At 50.0% G+C, this 19,140-nt stretch carries 16 protein-coding genes; 5 read left to right on the top strand and 11 right to left on the bottom strand.

Annotated features, from left to right (window positions below; translation table 11 throughout):
• Window positions 1-21 precede the first annotated feature (21 nt).
• The 11 genes from K0036_RS08715 to K0036_RS08665 form a co-directional block, all read right to left on the bottom strand.
• On the bottom strand, window positions 22-2,286 hold the full coding sequence (locus tag K0036_RS08715; RefSeq protein WP_220431170.1) for a glycogen/starch/alpha-glucan phosphorylase: 2,265 nt from the start codon (window positions 2,284-2,286) through the stop codon (window positions 22-24).
• Window positions 2,287-2,344: 58 nt separating this feature from the next.
• Complete coding sequence (locus K0036_RS08710) at window positions 2,345-3,214, bottom strand: carbohydrate ABC transporter permease (RefSeq protein ID WP_025643619.1); 870 nt, start codon at window positions 3,212-3,214, stop codon at window positions 2,345-2,347.
• Window positions 3,214-4,056 (bottom strand): carbohydrate ABC transporter permease, encoded by an 843-nt coding sequence (locus K0036_RS08705; protein WP_025643621.1) that lies wholly within the window; start codon window positions 4,054-4,056, stop codon window positions 3,214-3,216. The genes K0036_RS08710 and K0036_RS08705 overlap by 1 nt, the downstream gene beginning before the upstream one ends.
• A 14-nt stretch (window positions 4,057-4,070) precedes the next feature.
• Window positions 4,071-5,414 (bottom strand): ABC transporter substrate-binding protein, encoded by a 1,344-nt coding sequence (locus K0036_RS08700; RefSeq protein ID WP_025643622.1) that lies wholly within the window; start codon window positions 5,412-5,414, stop codon window positions 4,071-4,073.
• A gap of 72 nt (window positions 5,415-5,486) precedes the next feature.
• Window positions 5,487-6,413 carry a sensor histidine kinase gene (locus tag K0036_RS08695; protein WP_220431169.1) on the bottom strand — a complete coding sequence of 309 codons (927 nt, stop codon included), beginning with the start codon at window positions 6,411-6,413 and terminating at the stop codon, window positions 5,487-5,489.
• Window positions 6,400-7,083: a response regulator transcription factor gene (locus K0036_RS08690; protein WP_220431168.1), complete on the bottom strand. Its 684-nt coding sequence runs from the start codon at window positions 7,081-7,083 to the stop codon at window positions 6,400-6,402. The genes K0036_RS08695 and K0036_RS08690 overlap by 14 nt, the downstream gene beginning before the upstream one ends.
• Window positions 7,080-9,125 carry an FtsX-like permease family protein gene (locus K0036_RS08685; protein ID WP_220431167.1) on the bottom strand — a complete coding sequence of 682 codons (2,046 nt, stop codon included), beginning with the start codon at window positions 9,123-9,125 and terminating at the stop codon, window positions 7,080-7,082. The genes K0036_RS08690 and K0036_RS08685 overlap by 4 nt, the downstream gene beginning before the upstream one ends.
• A complete protein-coding gene (locus K0036_RS08680; RefSeq protein WP_220431166.1) occupies window positions 9,115-9,894 on the bottom strand; it encodes an ABC transporter ATP-binding protein in 780 nt (259 codons plus the stop codon). The genes K0036_RS08685 and K0036_RS08680 overlap by 11 nt, the downstream gene beginning before the upstream one ends.
• A gap of 143 nt (window positions 9,895-10,037) precedes the next feature.
• Window positions 10,038-10,343 (bottom strand): preprotein translocase subunit YajC, encoded by a 306-nt coding sequence (gene yajC, locus K0036_RS08675; RefSeq protein ID WP_025643627.1) that lies wholly within the window; start codon window positions 10,341-10,343, stop codon window positions 10,038-10,040.
• Window positions 10,344-10,440: 97 nt separating this feature from the next.
• Window positions 10,441-11,574: a tRNA guanosine(34) transglycosylase Tgt gene (gene tgt / locus K0036_RS08670; protein ID WP_220431165.1), complete on the bottom strand. Its 1,134-nt coding sequence runs from the start codon at window positions 11,572-11,574 to the stop codon at window positions 10,441-10,443.
• Window positions 11,575-11,608: 34 nt separating this feature from the next.
• The gene (locus K0036_RS08665) at window positions 11,609-13,324 is read right to left on the bottom strand and encodes a L,D-transpeptidase family protein (RefSeq protein ID WP_173693234.1); all 1,716 of its coding nucleotides are present in this window, start codon (window positions 13,322-13,324) and stop codon (window positions 11,609-11,611) included.
• Between the two features lie 174 nt (window positions 13,325-13,498).
• On the opposite strand from K0036_RS08665, the gene aroC reads away from it, so the two are divergent.
• From aroC to K0036_RS08640, 5 genes are all read left to right on the top strand, one after another.
• On the top strand, window positions 13,499-14,599 hold the full coding sequence (aroC, locus tag K0036_RS08660; protein WP_220431164.1) for a chorismate synthase: 1,101 nt from the start codon (window positions 13,499-13,501) through the stop codon (window positions 14,597-14,599).
• 164 nt (window positions 14,600-14,763) lie between these two features.
• Window positions 14,764-15,303: a helix-turn-helix domain-containing protein gene (locus K0036_RS08655; RefSeq protein WP_004606290.1), complete on the top strand. Its 540-nt coding sequence runs from the start codon at window positions 14,764-14,766 to the stop codon at window positions 15,301-15,303.
• A gap of 31 nt (window positions 15,304-15,334) precedes the next feature.
• The gene (locus K0036_RS08650; RefSeq protein WP_025643634.1) at window positions 15,335-16,408 is read left to right on the top strand and encodes an ABC transporter ATP-binding protein; all 1,074 of its coding nucleotides are present in this window, start codon (window positions 15,335-15,337) and stop codon (window positions 16,406-16,408) included.
• Complete coding sequence (locus tag K0036_RS08645) at window positions 16,380-17,228, top strand: ABC transporter permease (RefSeq protein ID WP_044942197.1); 849 nt, start codon at window positions 16,380-16,382, stop codon at window positions 17,226-17,228. Before K0036_RS08650 ends, K0036_RS08645 begins: the two co-directional genes overlap by 29 nt.
• Window positions 17,225-19,111, top strand: coding sequence for an extracellular solute-binding protein (locus K0036_RS08640; RefSeq protein WP_220431163.1), 1,887 nt, complete (start codon window positions 17,225-17,227; stop codon window positions 19,109-19,111). The genes K0036_RS08645 and K0036_RS08640 overlap by 4 nt, the downstream gene beginning before the upstream one ends.
• The last annotated feature ends 29 nt before the right edge of the window (window positions 19,112-19,140 follow it).

The following is a 19,140-nucleotide window of genomic DNA, read 5'->3' as shown; positions in this document are numbered from 1 at the left end:
CCACATTCTTGCTATTTCAAATTATTTCAGATGCCAGATATCTTTATTGTATTCCGCTATCGTCCGGTCGGAGGAGAAGTATCCTGCCATCGCGATGTTGGTCAGCATCTTCTTGCTCCATGCCTTGCGGTCCGCATAATCTTCGTATGCGCGGTTCTTGGTGGCAATATAGTCCTTCAGGTCCAGAAGCGCCATGAACCAGTCCTTCTGGATCAGTTCCGCATGAATCTGAAGCAGATGGTAAGGATCGCCGATCTTCATCATCTCCGGGCTGATAATGAAGTTGATCAGGGAGCGAATCTGCTCGTCATGAATATAGTAATCCACTGCCCGGTAGTCCCGGTTCGCATAATGGTCAATGACCTGCTGGCTGGACTCGCCGAAGATATAGATGTTGTCATCGCCCACCAGTTCGTGGATCTCCACATTGGCCCCATCTTCCGTTCCAAGCGTTACCGCCCCGTTCAGCATGAACTTCATATTGCCCGTTCCGGATGCTTCCTTGGAAGCCAGGGATATCTGCTCGGAGATATCACAGGCAGGTATCAGATGCTCTGCCATGGTTACATTATAATTTTCCACCATGACTACCTTGAGGTATGGCGCCACATCCGGATCATGATCTACCAGTTCCTGCAGGCACAGGATCAGATGGATAATATCCTTTGCGATGGTATATGCCGGCGCTGCCTTTGCCCCGAAGATCATGGTAATCGGTATCTGCGGCTTCTTTCCGGCCTTTATTTCCATATATTTATAGATCACATACAGGGCATTCATCTGCTGCCGCTTATACTCATGCAGGCGCTTGATCTGGATGTCGAAGATAGAATCCGGGTTCAGTTCCAGCCTCTGCGTCTCTTTTAAATATTCTGCCAGCTGCACTTTCTTCTGGTGCTTCACATCCAGGAGCTTCTCTAATGCGATCTCGCTGTCGATGTGGCGCAGCAGTTTCTCCAGCTTGTTGGCATCTTTTCGGAAGTCTTCCTCCACATACCCGCTGATCCAGCGCACCAGTTCCTTATTGCAGTGCAGAAGCCACCTTCGGAAGGTAATGCCGTTCGTCTTGTTGTTAAACTTCTGCGGATAGATATCATAGAAATGCTTCAATTCGGAATTCTTCAGTATCTCTGTATGAAGAGCCGCAACTCCGTTGACGCTGTGCCCGAAGTGGATGTCCATATGTGCCATGTGGACGCGGTTCTGCTCATCTATAATGGCAACCCTTGGATCCTGGTATCTTCCCTTGACGCGCATATCCAGATCCTTGATAATCGGCACGATCTGCGGCGCTACCTGCTCCAGGTAATCCAGCGGCCATTTCTCCAGCGCTTCTGCCAGGATCGTATGGTTCGTATACGCACAGGTCTTCTGCACGATCTCGATGGCTTCATTAAAGTCGATCTGATTCTGCACCAGCAGCCGGATCAGTTCCGGGATCACCATGGACGGGTGGGTGTCATTGATCTGGATTGCCACATGCTCATGCAGCCGGCGAAGGTCATATCCCTTATCCTTGCATTCCTTCAAGATCAGCTGGGCTGCATTGGATACCATAAAGTACTGCTGGTAGATCCGAAGGAGGTTGCCTGCCTTGTCGCTGTCATCCGGGTACAGAAAGAGCGTCAGGTTCTTGCCGATATTATGCTTGTCAAAGTTGATGCCATCCCCGATGATGCTCTCATCCACGCCTTCCACATCAAAAAGGTGCAGCTTGTTCTTCCCATTCTCATAGCCGGCAACATCAATGTCATACAGTCTGGATGTCAGGGTAAAATCACGGAATGGCACTTCGAAACTAATTCCCGTATCCGTAAGCCAGCTCTCAGGCTCTATCCAGGGATTTGGCACTTCCTTCTGCTTATGGCCCTGAAACACCTGGCGGAACAGGCCCATATGGTAGTTTAGGCCAATTCCGTCGCCGGCAAGGCCCAAAGTAGCGATGGAATCCAGGAAACAGGCAGCAAGTCTTCCTAGTCCGCCGTTTCCAAGGGACGGTTCCGGCTCCACTTCCTCAATCCGGGATAGTTCCCTGCCATTTTTCTTCAGGACTTCCTCCACCTCTTCATAGATGCCAAGATTAATCAGGTTATTAGACAGAAGCTTCCCAATCAGGAATTCCGCGGAAATATAGTATAATTTCTTATCGCCCTCAATCACCGGCGTCTCTTTCAGTCTTTCTTTCGTATAGGCAAGCAGGACATAATATAGTTCCCTATCGCTTGCATCTTTCATCTCTTTATTTAATTTTGTCTGCACCAAGGCTGTCAATTCATTTTCTAACATAATCTTCCTCCTTTTGCCATTTCCTCTACACTCTACCACAAATCCAGGTTTTTTTCCACTATCCCTTTACCGCCCCCGCGGCAACACCCTTAATGATATGCTTCTGGCTGAGCAGATAGAAGATGATGATTGGAAGAATGGCCAGGACCAGCATTGCCATCATGGCGCCCATATCAACGGAGCCATACCCGCCCCTCAGATATTGGACCGCGATGGGGATCGTCTTATAGTCGCTGCCAATGACCAGATAAGGAAGCAGGTAGTCGTTCCAGATCCACATGGCATTTAGGATGGCGATGGTGATCACCGTCGGCTTCAATATCGGAAGCACGATCCTGAAAAATGTCTGAAGAGGCGCGCAGCCGTCAATCATCGCCGCCTCTTCTATCTCCAGCGGGATGGATTTGATAAATCCGCAGAACATAAATACCGAAAGGCCGCAGCCAAACCCTAGGTACAGGAATATGATTCCCACCGGATTATCCAGATACAGCATGTTGGCAATCTTCGTCATCGTAAACATCACCATCTGGAAGGGCACGATCATCGCGAAGACGAACAGATAATAGAGCGCCGTGGTAAAGCGATTCTTAACCCTCACGATATACCAGGCGGTCATCGAAGTACACAGGATGATGAGGGCTACCGAAAACACCGTGATGAATAAGGAATACCCGAATGCGGACAAAAATCCGGTCTTTTCTATCCCTCCCGCGTAATTCTCAAGCCCTGCAAACAGATCGCCAATCGGCAGGGCAAAGGGGTCATTACTGATATACAGCTTGCTTTTAAATGAATTCTGCAGCACCACCAGAATGGGCAGCAGGAAAATCACCGCCAGAATTCCGATACCCACGGTCAGCGTCACGCCTGCTCTCCGGGACAGTTCGCTTACGTCCTCCTCTTTCTTTGCTTTTGGCCTTCCCATCAGTTCTCCACCTCCCTGCGTCTGGTAAAATAAAGCTGCAGCAGCGCGATCGCCGCGACCATCACGAAGAATACCACTGCCTTGGCCTGCCCTACGCCTTCCCAGCCGGTTCTGCCATAAAAGGTATTGTAGATGTCAAGCGCCAGCATCTGCGTCTGCCTCCCTGGCAGTCCGGCCGTCAGCGCCAGATTCTGGTCAAACAGCTTGAAGGAGTTGGTAAGCGTCAGGAACAGGCAGATGGTGATGGAGGGCATGACCAGCGGGATCGTAATCTTTCCCAATATCTGAAGATTCGTAGCCCCGTCTATCTTTGCCGCTTCCATCAGTTCTGTGGAAATGTTCTGGATACCAGCGATATAGATGATCATCATATATCCGATCATCTGCCAGCCCATGAGGATCACCAGCCCCCAGAAGCCGTACTTTGCGCTGGTGGTTATGGTAACCCCGGATCGCAGAAGCACCGCGTTGATGATCAGCTGCCAGATATATCCCAGCACGATGCCGCCGATCAGATTGGGCATAAAGAATACGGTTCGGTAAAGATTGGTTCCTTTGATTCCTTTTGTAAGCGCAAGCGCCAGAAGAAAAGCGCCTGCATTGATCAGGATGACTGAAACAACTGTAAATCTTGCCGTAAAGGACAACGCTGACAGGAAGTCCTGGTTTGAGAACATCCTGGCATAATTGCTGATGCCTGTGAATCTTGCATCGATCACGGTTGTAAAGTTACAGAACGACAGATAGATTCCCATTATGAACGGAATCAGGAACGCGACCGCAAATGCCAGCAGGGTCGGAAGCACGAAAATAGGAAAATATCTCTTTAAGGTCTTCTGCATAACTTGCTCCTTCCCTATTCACCGTCCGATGAATTGGCTTTTTCCGCAGCCCAGTCCTTTTTCATATCAGATACCACCGCTTTCCATTCCTTGCTTCCCTGAGCGTATTCCAGCAGGGACGCGCCGAAATTATCCTTGAAGGTCTGGCTTGGAAATGAGGTGAAATTCCAGGATATGGTTTCAAGTCCATTGTCATTCATATATCTGACCACTTCTTTTGCCAGCGGATCATCCGGCTGCTCATCCTCGCCAAACGTCTTAAATGGGGAAATGAATCCAAGCTTGACCATTTCCTTCTTGCCCTTCTCCTCATTGGTCAGCCAATTCAGGAATTCAATGGCAGCCTGCCTCTTGGCTTCATCCACCTTGCTGTTGACGCACCAGAAGTTCTCTGTGCCGATGCACAGGCCCTGTTTTGCATCCTCATCCATTCCTGTATAGATTGGAAGGAATTTTACATCCTCTTCCTTTACGACATTGCCTTTAACGTCAGAGACTTGTCCCCATCCCCAGTTACCGTTCTGGACCATGGCTGATTTGCCAAGGGCGAATTCCGCCATGGAGTCTTCCACCGTCTTGGAGCCTACAAGTCCAGGTTCCGTACAAGAGTTATTCAGGTACAGATCGAAGATATTCTGAAAGTTCTTGTTGTAGGTAAAGTCAATCTTCTCTTTGTCTGTCACGCCGCTTTCCTGATACTCGTAGTAGATCGGAACGTTGGCAAGATGGGTCTGCCATCTCCAATCCTCCCCTGCCGCAAAAGAAGTGGAGGAGAATACGCCTTCAATGCCCAGTTCGTCCTTATGCCTGGTCATATCTTCCACTACAGCTTTCAATGTTTCAAAATCTTTAATCTCTTCTGCTGAACCGATCTCTACCGCCTTTTGCGGCAGTGCAAAATACTTCTTCATGATCGCATCGTTATAAATGATGCCATATCCCTCTACCACGTATGGAATTCCATAGACGCCCTTGCCATCCACGCCACGGATCGCCATATCCTTGTCTGTCAGATTATTATAGACTTCCGTATCTGCCAGATCCAGGCAGTAATCTTTCCAGTTATGATAGCCGATGGGTCCGTTTACCTGAAACAGGGTCGGCGGATTCTTCTTGGCGACCTCGGACTTAAGCGTTGATTCATAAGTGCCGGAGGCAGCTGTCACCACCTTTACCTCTACCCCGGTTTCTTTCTTATACTCTTTCGCGATCTCTTCCCACTGTTTTGCCACCTCCGGCTTAAAGTTCAGGTAATAGACGGATGCTTTTCCTTCCTCCTTCTTTCCGCATCCGGTCATAGCCATGCCGGCGGTCATAGACAATATCAGTCCTGCCGCCAGGATTCTCTTTAATTTCATAACAGTTCTCCCTTCCTTGAAATATTTGGAATACATATTGTAAGTATTCCTGTTTTCAAGGAAAATATTACTTTATAAAATCAATTCAATCCCAAATCCCCTGTCAGACGTAGATGCCTCGTCGATCTTCACCTGGATTGCCAGTTTTTCCGCATACTTCTTTACAAAATAAAGTCCCATGCCTGTAGAATTCCGGAAGTCTGTCCTATGCCCGGTAAATCCCTTATCGAAGATAAAGGGAAGATCCTCATAAGGCACGCCATTTCCGTTGTCCCTGACTTTCAGATGTGCCTTGCCTTCCTCCTTGGCATCCATCCAGCCAGCCACGCTTACCCGGCCGGATTCCTGGTCTGCATACTTGAGAGCATTGCTGAAGATCTGCGCAAGCATGAAGGCAAGCACCTTCCGGTCGCTTATCACTTCTATGCACGCAATATCAGTCTTTACGTCAATTCCCCGTTCCTTTGCGATGGGAAGGAACTCATCCAGACTCTCTCTGACGCAAGTCTCCAGATCCAGCCTCTCGAACTTATAATCCACATGATCCGCCTGAAGCCTTGCATAGTACAGGATTCTGTCCACATTGCCGCTGATGGCATGATGGACATGAGCCATCCGGTCATAGACATAGGGAGACATCTCTTCCCTGTGGTTATTAAGCACCAGCGTAGCCAGGGATAGCGGCGTCTTGACTTCATGCGTCCATGCCTCGATATACTCCTGATAGTCCTGCATTTCCTGCTTCTGACAGTTCCTTGCCGCTTCTTCCAGTTCTTCGCGGCATGCCTGCAGCGCATCCATCTGCCTTTCCTGCCGCTTCTTCCCTATGATGCACCCGGAAGTGATGACCAGCACGGCAAAGATGGCAGCCATCACAGCGATGCTTCCGAAGGCATCCGGCGCGGTCAGCCATAGTACGAAGGTAAAGAAGCCTTCGCTTGCAGCCACCAGAATGATCCACGGCAGTTCCTGCCTGATCTTCCATCTATTCTCCCTCATATCTTTCCACCTCCAGCCGATAGCCCCGGGCGCGCACCGTGCGGATCGCCTCCCGCAAGCCGATGTGATCCATGCTCTTTCGAAGCCTTGCCATATTCACTTGCAGGATATTGTCATCCACATATTCGCTGCCGCCCCACAGCCTTTCGAATAATTCTTCTTTTGGAACCGTCTGTGGATAATATTCCATCAGCATCTTAAGAATCTTTCCTTCTGTCTCCGTCAGATCCGTATGCCTGTCCTTAAAGGCCGCCCTGCCTGCGTCCAGATCCAGGATGAGGCTCCCTGCCTGCAAGGAATCGTGCACTCTTCCATAGGTCTTTATCAGGCGGGCCACACGGGCTATTAGCCGGTCAGGATGGCACGGCTTCGTAAGAAAGTCGTCTGCCCCAAGTCCCAACGCATGCAGCTCATCTGCCAGGGCATCCCGGGCCGTCAAAATCAGAATAGGAAATGCCGCCCTTGCCTTCAGCCGCCTGCAAAGCTCGAATCCGGACCTTCCAGGCAGGTTGAGATCCAGCACCGCCAGATCCGGGGCGTACGCAAGGATTTCCTTTTCTGCCTCATCAAAGGAAGAGATACCCCATGCCGAGTATCCCTTCCTTTCAAATGTCGTTACCAATTCTTCTCTCAGATATCTGTCATCTTCCACTACTATAATCCTGCTCACAAGGCATTCCTCCCGTCTGTTGCCCGAAGCGTCCGTATCTCCCGGTGGCTGGCGCTTATGACAACATGGATATAGATCCATTCAAACACAAGAAACAGTAGAAATGCAACCCCTGCCATCAAAAAAACTTTGGAAGCAGCCGTCCCCGCCGGCAGCCTCATAAAACTGCCAAACATGGACCACACTGCAAAAATGGAGTTGATGGCCGCCACGCCAATGGCCAGCAGGAAAAAGATGCCAATCTGGCGCCCCGCGCACCTGCACAGTTCCCCTGTCCCTGCCCCCAGCATGAGCAGCGTCCGGTACCGCTGCCTGCACGCATGCTGCTGCATCAGATACTTAAGGCCGATAACCGTATTGGAGATCAGCAGGAACAGCACGCCGAGATAGATGGACAGATAACTGGATGCCACTGTATAGAACAGGTTCCTGCCGATCCCGCTGAGATAGCTTTCATATTCCAGTCCGGTAGAGGAAAGTCTTTCATCCACCTTCTGAATTGCCTGCATAAGCCCTAGCTCATCTACGGCCTCCTGGCTCACCGTCATATTCCAGCAGAAGGGCTCCTGCCCGTCTTTGGTCCAGGCCAGATACTTCTCATCCGGCACGATAAAGGCTATATAGAGCATAATTTCCCTGTCCGCTACCACATTATCGCTGTAAAGTTCTGGAACCAGCCTGTAATCCTGCCCGTCGACGCTCACTTCGGGCCTGCTCTTTAACGTGTGTTCCAGAAGGTCTGTAAATGCCCGGTCATCCTTCATGGATGTATACAGCCCAATCCCATCCGGTCCCAGTTCTATGGGATCTTTTCCTATGGAGGCGCGCAGCTGGTTATAACTGGCCTCGGATATGACATATTCCAGTCCATACCCCAGATGATCCTGAAGGCTGCTTTTCTGCGTACTATCTGGCTGCTTCAGGATCGCTTCCTGCAGGCCTTTTAAGGAATATGCATGCGCATCTATATCCATATGTCCGAGATACATCGGATAATACCCCGCTATCATGGACGGATCGTCAAGCCTTCGGATGCCTTCCTGAATCTCAGCCTCTGTCCCCTTGACCGAGAAGTCCGCCGTCCTTGTCTCGCCCGAGCCTCTTCCTGCCGCCATGCCAATGCCAAAGGAGATGCACGCAAGCGCCAGCAGAAGCAACAGCGAGGCTACAGCCAATGCCTTATACTGATCTACCACGCTTTCCTGGATCTGTCTGCCAGTAAAGGTATAAAGGCCGGGCTGGCTGGGCCCCTTTCTTTGTATGCGCTCTCCAATCAAGGATCCAATGCCTTGAAACACCAGGAAAGTTCCGCTTCCTCCAAGCAGAAAGATCAGCGCGATCACTGGCAGGCCAAGGCCACGAAGAAGCAGGATCCCTGCCCCGTAAGCCATCAAAAGAAGAAGGAGCCCAAGAATCAGGCTGGCTTTCCTCCTCTTTTCGCCCGCCGCTGCCTGCCGTTCTGGCCCGACTGCCTGCATCAGCTCCATTGGCTCTTTTCGGCTGTACTGGGCGCACAAGGCCAGCATTGCGATACACTGCACAAGGATGAATCCTGCCACGGTCCACAGCACGGCAGGGAAGGACAGGGATATCTCATGCCCGACGATGCCAAGCCCGATCACCTTGGCTGTCGCCAGGCTGATTCCTTCTGTAAGAAGCAAGGCTATCGGAAGACCGGTCAGGATAGAGACCAGGCTGTTCCACAGCGTCTCTCCCATAAGCATGGCAAACAGCCTGCCACGGCCCATCCCCAGCATCAGGTAAAGGCCGAATTCTTTCCTTCGCCCATCCATCTGATAGCGGTACGCGAAGTAGACCAGGAAAAATACGAAGAACAAGGATACTGCATATACGACAGGAATCAGCAGCATCAGCCTCTCTATCGCATCGCTTTCCAACGTCTTGAGGAAGCGAATGACATCCTGGCTTTCAAGTGAGAGCAAAGTATAGAAGGCTACGATCGCAGCCACCAGAGTTCCAAAAAACAGGCTGTTATTCTTCCGGTTCTTTGCGGCGCTTCGCCGAATCTGCCTAAAGAACATTTGCGTTTCCTCCTCCCAGCTGGGCCATGACTGCCACGATCCTCTCATAGAAAGATTCGCGATCCTCTTTGCGGGGATTCCTTCTGAGTTCGTGGAACAGGCGGCCATCCTGTATGAACAGAATCCTGGTACAGTAGCTTGCCGCATTGGCATCATGGGTCACCATCATGATCGTCTTCTTCTGCTCCCGGTTGATAATCGCCATCTTATCCAGCAGAATCTTCGAATTGCGGCTGTCCAGGGCTCCAGTAGGCTCATCCGCCAGCAGGATCTCCGGCTGCGTGATCAGCGCTCTGGCAGCCGCCACGCGCTGCTTCTGTCCTCCGGACATCTGAGAAGGGAACCGGTCCAGCACTGGAACAATGTCCAACCGGCCCGCCAGTTCCATAAGACTCCCCTGCGCCTGCTTTTGCGTGATTCCATGAAGCGCCAACGGCAGCACCATATTCTCTCTCGCCGTCAGGTTATCCAAAAGTTCAAATTCCTGATACAGATAGCCGATCTTTCCTCCCCTGTATTTTGCAAGCCTGGCTCCCTTGAAGGCAGAGATATCCTCGCCGTTTAGCAGTATTTCTCCTGACGTGGGCCTGGTCATGGTGGCTATGCAGTTTAAAAGCGTGGTCTTCCCGGAACCGCTGTCTCCCATGATCCCAAGAAACTCTCCCTCCAGCACGTCAAAGCTGATGCCCCGAAGCGCTGCCGTCCTGCTCTCGCCCTTCCCGTAATTCTTGGTGACATTCTTGACCTGAAGTATCTTGTTCCAATCCATCGTTTCTCCCCCTTGCCTTTCTTTGTTTTTATTATAGCAAATGGCCGTACCGAATCATACTTACAGACGATGTAAGGTTTCAATAAAAAAGGAGACGTCTTAAAAACGTCTCCCTGTCAGGATTCTCTTCTATCATGCGATTCTTACTCGGCAGAAGCCTTCTCTACCTGAGCGATCGCTGCTTTCTGCATCGGAATACGGCAATTCCGGTTGCTTCCGAATTCTACGATAACATCATCATCGCTGATATCGATTATAACTCCATAAAAACCGCTGGTCGTAAGAACGGTATCCCCTACTTCCATCTCAGAAATCATGGACTGAACTCTCTTCTGTTCTTTCTTCTGTGGCCTTATAAAGATAAACCAGAAACCGCCAAAGATTACTGCATATACTACAATCAGTAATGCCCAACTTCCTCCTGAACTCTGTGCTGCTAATGTGTACATACTAATTCCTCCTAAATCTCATTAAACACTATTGCTATCATACACAATAATGCCGCATTCATCAAGTCATTTTGTATAATTCATGTAAATTTTACATTTATTCCCTACCGGATATAAGCCCTTCCAGCTTCTCTTTTTTATACTCCTGATACCGTCCTTCTTCAATTGCCTGGCGGATATCTTCCATCATGGAATTGTAGAAATACAGGTTATGCAGCACGCACAGCCTCATTCCCAGCATCTCTTTTGCCTTCAGCAGATGGCGGATATAGGCTCTTGAATATGTGCGGCAGGCAGGACAGCCGCATCCTTCTTCGATCGGGCGCTCATCCAGCTCGTATCTGGCATTGTAAAGGTTTAACTTCCCATGGCTGGTATACACGTGGCCATGCCTGCCATTTCTACTGGGATATACGCAGTCAAAGAAGTCTACGCCCCGGTCCACGGCCTCCAGAATATTGGCTGGCGTTCCCACGCCCATCAGATAAGTGGGCGCATTCTGCGGAAGGTGCGGCACGACAGCGTCCAGAATCCGGTACATATCCTCATGGGACTCGCCGACAGCAAGCCCTCCAATGGCGTACCCGTCCAGATGAAGATCTGCGATCTCCTTGGCATGGCGGATACGGATATCTTCATAGATGCCTCCCTGATTGATTCCAAAGAGCATCTGCTCCTGATTGATCGTATCCGGCAGGCTGTTCAGACGCTCCATCTCTTTCTTGCAGCGTATCAGCCACCGAGTCGTCCGATCCACCGACTTCTCGATATAGCCCTTCTCGGCTACGCTTGACGGACATTCATCGAAGGCCATGGCGATGGTAGAGGCCAGATTCGACTGAATCTGCATGCTCTCTTCCGGGCCCATGAATATCTTCCTGCCGTCAATGTGGGAGTTAAAATATACCCCCTCTTCCTTGATTCTGCGAAGTCCTGCCAGAGAAAAAACCTGGAACCCGCCGGAATCCGTCAGGATCGGCTTGTCCCAGACCATGAACTTGTGAAGGCCTCCCAGTTTCTTTATCACTTCATCCCCTGGCCGGACATGCAGATGATAAGTGTTGGAAAGTTCCACCTGTGTCTTGATTTCCTGTAAATCCGTGGTCGAGACGGCTCCCTTTATGGCAGCCACTGTTCCCACATTCATAAATACAGGGGTCTCAATGACCCCATGTACTGTATGCAATCTTCCTCTTTTGGCAAGACCATCCTTCTTTAATAATTCATACATGATCTTATCCTCATTTTTCTATATTCTTCGTAGTCTAGTAATGGCACACCACCGGCGTTCCCGCTGTGATCAGATTATAAAGCTGGGATGCCACGTCATAAGGCAGGTTTACGCATCCGTGAGAGCCATTGGTCTGATACCTGGATCCGCCGAAGGATGACTGCCATGTAGCGTCGTGGAAGCCGATTCCTCCATTGAAAGGCATCCAGAACTTCACCGGCGTCTCATACTCGTAGGTTCCATCCGGCTTCTTGGTTCCTCTCAGTACCTGATCCAGCGCCTTATATGCCAGGGAATAGACTCCCTGCGGCGTTCCGTTTCCTTTATTCGGATTCCCGGTCACGATTCCTGACTGCAGTACTACCTGGCCGTTCTGAACGAAATACATCATCTGGTTCGACAGATCCACCTCGGCGTAGGTGCTGCCCACGTCATTTCCTTCGTGGCTTGCAGCGCGGCTTGCATAATTAGGCTCTCTGGTAACCGTCTCCGCATTCTGGATATTAGCGATCAGCGCATTGTACTCTGCCTCCTGATCAATCTTCCATCCATAACTTCCGCCTTCCACAGTTACCGTATTGCCGGTTGCCGTCGTAAATGTCCTGGGCTTGCCCTTGGTATCGTACTTATCCGCCAGGGACTGGATAAAGGCTCTTACTGCTTCCTCATTAAAAGTCACGTTCATATCTGCATCCACGGTTACCCACTGGGATATAACGGAAGCGTCCACCACTTCCGTAGCCGGATTAAAGTCATATGTAACGTTTGCTCCCAGATAACTGTTCATGGCATCTGTAGCCGCTACGACTTCCTGTGAATCAGATACAAACCTTGGCAATATATAGCATCCTGCCTTGGACAGGTCCAAAGTCGGCTTGAATCCATTGATGGCTTTGGTCACGGCCTCATTAAACTTCTCCGTATCAATCTGGGTGCCTACCACTTCTGGAACCACTACGAACTTGTCATTCTGGAATTCCGGATGGGCATCCACGGAAGCGGTCTGGTTCTCCGGCTTCAGGCATTCCAGGCCTTCCGTTATCTTTGCAAGGGCATCCTTGTCATATTCCACGCCAATCTCTGCTGTAATCTTTGGATGATTCCACAGGGAAGCGATCCAAAGGAAATTATTCTGCTTTTTAGCCAGTTTCTCAAGCTGTTCGCCCGGAACATACTTAAGAGAGATATCAGAGCCGCTGATCTTCTCGCTTCCGCCGTCAGATTCTTCAAGCGTTAAGACATAATCCGCCACCTGCTGCTTCATATAGGCCTCCACCTGGCTTACGCTTTTCAGAGAGAAGTCCGTCCCATTGATCTTCGTAAAGAACATGAAATGGCTGCTGAAGAATATGGCAAATCCCACATAGATCAGGACCAGGACTCCGATAATGCTGCCTGCCACGATCGCCGCCGTCTTCTTGCGCTTCTTTTTCTTTTCCGCCTTCTCTATATCGGTCTCTTCCATATCGCCGTCTTCCAATTCATCATATTCTAATTCTTCGTCTTCTATATCGTCATACTCTTCCAGACTGCCTTCTTCGTCTAACTCATCGAATCCGTCTGTCTCAAGAATATCGTCAGCATCAGATACGTCAGCGCTATCATCATCTTCCATATTAATTTCTTCTTCCTGGGAATCTTCATAATCATCATCCGTTTCTTTAAAAGCATCAGAACTATTGAGGTCGTCATAGATTTCTTTCATGGTCTCTTCAATAATCTCGTCTGCTCTTTTTCCTGTATCACCCATAGATATTACTCCTCTTTCAAAATTTCACACGCTAACATTATAATATGCATATATGCAAAAGTACAGGAAAAATCACAAAAAAATAATGAAGATTTCCTGAATATTTTATAATTGCAGGCTTGCCTCCTTTCTAATATAATAAGAATATCTATTATATATGAAGGAGACTTACTTATGGCTGGATCAACTTATGGAACCTTATTTACAATGACTACCTGGGGGGAATCCCACGGGCCGGCAATCGGCGTCGTCGTCGACGGATGTCCGGCAGGGCTTCCTCTCTCAGAAGGCGATATCCAGGGATTCCTTGACCGCAGGAAGCCTGGACAGAGCAAATATACCACTGCACGCAGCGAATCCGATCAGGTGGAGATTCTCTCCGGCGTGTTCGAAGGGCGCACCACCGGTACTCCCATCTCGCTCATGGTGCGTAACCAGGACCAGCGTTCCAGGGATTACGGGAAGATCAAGGACTGCTACCGCCCGGGACATGCCGACTATACCTTTGATTCCAAATACGGATTCCGCGACTATCGCGGCGGAGGACGCACCTCCGGCAGGGAGACCATCGGGCGGGTTGCCGCCGGAGCCATCGCTTCCAAGATGCTGGATCAGCTTGGGATCCATCTAAGAGCCTACACCAAGGCGATCGGCAGCATCGTGGTTCCCGAATCTGCCTATGATTATGATTGCATTGTCCATAATAGTCTATACATGCCCAGCGACGATTATGCACAAAGAGCGTCCGTTTACCTGGAACAATGCATCAAAGAGCAGGATTCTTCCGGCGGCATCGTGGAATGCCGCATCGACGGCATGCCTGCCGGCATCGGCGATCCCGTCTTCCAGAAGCTGGATGCCTGCCTTGCCAGGGCATTGATGTCTATCGGCGCGGTAAAGGGCGTCGAGATTGGCGACGGCTTTGCGGCCGCCGCCTCTAAGGGAAGCATAAACAACGACGCTTTCTTAACCTGTCAGGGCAATATCTGCAAGAAGACCAATCATTCCGGCGGAACCTTGGGCGGCTTAAGCGATGGCAGCCCCATCATCTTAAGGGCGGCCATCAAGCCTACGCCCTCCATCTCAAAGCCTCAGCAGACGGTAACCCGAAAAGGCGAGGAAACCACCATCTCTATCACCGGCAGGCACGACCCTGTCATCGTCCCAAGAGCCGTGGTGGTGGTGGAATCCATGGCCGCGATCACCATAGCGGATCTTCTAATGACCGGCATGTCCAGCACCATGGAGAACCTTCTGAAAATCTATCAAAAATAATCCCAGTCCGGGCACGCAGCTTCTCCTGCGCCCGGACTTTAACTTTTTCCCCAAAATCTCTTGATTTTTTATAAATATATAGTATAATGAGCCTTGCACGCAAGTTAAGAAATACTAAACTTTATGTTTATTTTTACTGTCATGCAGCAAACAAGGAGGTACTTATGGAAATAGGCCCAAAATTAAGAGAACTGCGGATTGCCAAGAATCTTACCCAGGAAGAGCTGGCGGACCGCGCGGAACTGTCCAAAGGATTCATCTCCCAGCTGGAGCGGGACCTTACTTCTCCTTCCATTGCCACCCTGGTCGACATTCTGCAATGCCTGGGGACTACCATCAATGAATTCTTCAGCGAAGACCCGGAAGAGCAGGTCGTCTTCCACTATGAAGATTATTTTGAAAAAGAAGATACGGAACTTTTGAATAAGACCGAGTGGATCATCCCAAACGCCCAGAAGAATATGATGGAGCCTATCCGCCTCACGCTCAAGCCAGGCGGTTCCACCTACCGGGATGTCCCCCATGAAGGGGAGGAATTCGGATATGTGCTAAAAGGTACCGTTAAGATCCATATCGGGAAAAAGGTCTACACTGCCAAAAAAGGAGAATCTTTTTACTTCACCCCACATTCCGAGCATTATATAGAGGCCCCAAACAGTACTGGCGCCACCATCATCTGGGTCAGCACGCCGCCCAGTTTCTAAAGATAAGAATAAATGATACGGGAGGACTACCATGTCACACAAATTAATCGATATTGTAAATATTTCAAAATCCTTTGGAGATAACCTGGTCCTGGATGACCTGAACCTGTATATCCGTGAAAATGAATTTCTGACCCTTCTTGGGCCCAGCGGCTGTGGAAAGACCACCCTTCTTCGGATCCTGGGCGGCTTTGAGTCCCCGGACACCGGAAAGGTCATCTTTGACGGAAAGAATATTACGGAACTGGCCCCCAACAAGCGGCAACTCAACACCGTATTCCAGAAATATGCCCTCTTTACCAATATGACCATTGCCCAGAATATCGCATTTGGCCTGAAGATCAAGGGCAAATCCCAGTCCTACATTAATGACAAGATTCGTTATGCCCTGAAGCTGGTAAACCTGGAAGGATTTGAAGACAGGACTCCCGACTCCTTAAGCGGCGGCCAGCAGCAGCGTATCGCTATCGCTCGGGCCATCGTCAATGAGCCTAAGGTTCTTCTTCTTGACGAGCCGCTGGGCGCTCTGGACTTAAAGCTGCGCCAGGATATGCAGTATGAATTGATCCGCCTGAAGAATGAGCTTGGCATCACCTTCGTGTATGTTACCCATGACCAGGAGGAAGCCCTCACCATGTCCGATACCATCGTAGTCATGAATCAGGGCTACATCCAGCAGATCGGAACGCCGGAGGACATTTACAATGAGCCTCAGAACGCTTTCGTTGCCGACTTTATCGGCGAGAGCAACATTCTTCCTGCCACCATGGTAGAAGACCGGCTGGTTAAGATCCTGGGCGTCAATTTCCCTTGCGTGGATGAAGGCTTTGGACGCAACAAGCCGGTGGACGCCGTTATAAGGCCGGAGGATATTGATCTGGTGAAGCCGGAAGAAGGCATCATGGAAGGCGTAGTCACCCATCTGATCTTCAAGGGCGTGCATTATGAGATGGAAGTACTGGCCAATAACTACGAATGGCTGGTACACAGCACCGATATGTTCCCGGTAGGAACAGAGGTAGGAATCAAGGTAGATCCTTTCGATATACAGATTATGAAGAAACCTGAGTCTGAAGATGCGGAGGCGGTTACAATTGAGGAATAAGACAAGAAAATTCAAGCGGCTGCTGGCCGGACCTTATCTCTTCTGGTCAGTATCCTTTATCATCATCCCTCTCCTTATGATCTTTTACTATGGGCTGACCGATAAGGACGGGGCTTTTACATTATTGAATATTGCAAAGATTACGACGCCAGAGAACCTGAAAGCCCTGGGGCTTGCCCTCCTGCTTTCCTTTGTAAGCACCGTGATCTGCCTGCTCCTGGCCTATCCTCTGGCAATGATCCTGTCCAATCTGGGCGTTAACCAGTCCAGTTTTATCGTGCTGATCTTCATCCTGCCCATGTGGATGAATTTCCTTCTACGCACCCTGGCATGGCAGAATCTTCTGGAGAAGAACGGGGTCATCAATGTGATCCTGGATTTCCTGAACCTTCCTGCCCTGGAGATCATCAATACGCCTTATGCCATTGTCCTGGGCATGGTCTATAACTTCCTGCCCTTCATGGTCCTTCCGATCTATAACGTGCTGGCCAAGATCGACAAGGATGTCATAGCGGCCGCGAGGGATTTAGGCGCCAATAATGTGCAGACATTTCTGCGCATCATCCTGCCCTTAAGCGTGCCTGGGATCATCAGCGGAATTACCATGGTATTCGTGCCTGCGCTGACCACCTTCGTCATCTCCGATTTGCTTGGCGGAAGCAAGATCCTGCTGATCGGCAATGTCATCGAGCAGGAATTCAAGCAGGGAAGCAACTGGCATGTGGGAAGCGGATTGTCCCTGGTACTTATGATTTTTATTATCATCAGCATGGCATTGATTGCCAAATACGATAAAGATGGGGAGGGAACTGCATTTTGATCAAGAAATTCTTACAGCGTTTTTACCTGGTGCTCATCTTCGTGCTTCTGTACGCTCCCATCGTAACCTTGATGGTGCTGTCTTTCAATAAATCGAAGACACGCTCCAAATGGGGAGGATTTACCACCAAATGGTACGTAGAGTTATTCAAGAACGAGCAGATTATGAACGCCTTGTATACCACCCTGATCATCGCTCTTCTGTCCGCCCTGATCGCGACGGTCATAGGAACGGCGGCGGCAATCGGAATCCAGGCCATGCACCGGAAGTTCCGTACCACCATGATGGGCGTTACCAACATTCCCATGCTGAATGCGGATATCGTGACCGGCATCTCCCTGATGCTGCTCTTTATCGCATTTCGGTTTTCGCTGGGATTCTCCACCATCCTGCTGGCTCACATTACCTTTAATATCCCTTATGTGATATTAAGCGTCATGCCCAAGCTAAAGCAGACCAATGTAAGCACTTACGAGGCGGCCCTGGACCTGGGGGCTTCTCCGGTATATGCCTTCTTCAAGGTGGTATTCCCGGATATCCTTCCAGGCGTATCATCCGGATTCCTGCTGGCCTTTACCATGTCGCTGGATGACTTTATCATCACGCATTTTACCAAGGGCCCTGGAGTGGACACCCTGTCCACCAAGATATACAGCGAAGTCCGAAAAGGCATCAAGCCGGAAATGTACGCGCTGTCCACCATACTCTTCCTGTCCGTGCTCCTGCTGCTCATTCTGGTCAACATCTCGCCGGATGAAAAGCCGGATAAGCACAAAGCCGTTACCGCCAGAAGCATAAGGCGCCATAAAGCCGGCCGCTTCCTTCTTCGCAAGGTCGTTCCTGTCATGATGGCAGTGGTGGTAATCGTGGGCGGCTTCTTCTATGGCTCCAAGGCAGCCACAGGCGGCGATAACCAGGTGATCGTCTACAATTGGGGAGAATATCTGGACCCGGAGGCTATCACCATGTTCGAGAAAGAGACGGGGATCGAGGTCGTCTATGAGGAATACGAGACCAACGAGATCATGTATCCCAAGATCCAGTCCGGCGCCATTGCTTATGACGTGGTCTGCCCTTCCGACTACATGATCCAGAGAATGATAGAAAATGACCTGCTGGCAGAGATTGATTTTGACAACATCCCAAATATCAAGAATATCGGCGATACTTATATGGAGCAGTCCAGGCAGTTCGACCCGGAGAACAAATACTCCGTGCCATACTGCTGGGGAACGGTAGGCATCCTCTATAACAAGACCATGGTGGATGAGCCTATCGACAGCTGGTCCGTACTGTGGGATGAGAAATACAAGGATAATATCCTGATGCAGGACAGCGTGCGCGACGCGTTTGGAGTCACGCTGAAATATCTCGGCTACTCGCTTAATTCCACCGACCTGGATGAACTGGAGGCGGCCAAGAAACTGCTGATCAAGCAGAAGCCTCTTGTGCAGGCCTACGTTATCGATCAGGTGCGAGACAAGATGATTGGCAATGAGGCCGCCATCGGCGTCATCTACTCCGGTGAAGCCATCTACACCCAGTGGGAGAATCCCAACCTGGAATACGTAATACCAAAAGAAGGCTCCAATGTGTGGATTGATTCCTGGGTCATTCCAAAGAACGCCAAGCACAAGGAAAATGCCGAGAAATTCATCAACTTCATCTGCCGCCCGGATATCGCGAAGATGAACTTTGACTACATTACCTACTCTACGCCGAACGAGGCCGGAAGACAGCTGATCGAAGACCCTGCGCTTCGAAACAGCCCTATAGCCTTCCCAGATCCGGAAGAACTGGCGAACTGCGAGACCTTCAAATTCCTGGGAGATGAAAACGACGCCCTCTACAATGAACTATGGCGGGAAGTCAAATCAAAATAAATATATCGACGCATAAAAATGGGGATGCC

Source organism: [Clostridium] scindens, assembly GCF_019597925.1.
Taxonomy (GTDB): domain Bacteria; phylum Bacillota; class Clostridia; order Lachnospirales; family Lachnospiraceae; genus Clostridium_AP.
Note: the sequence above shows the minus strand (reverse complement) of the source record. Positions and strands in the feature narration are given on the sequence as shown.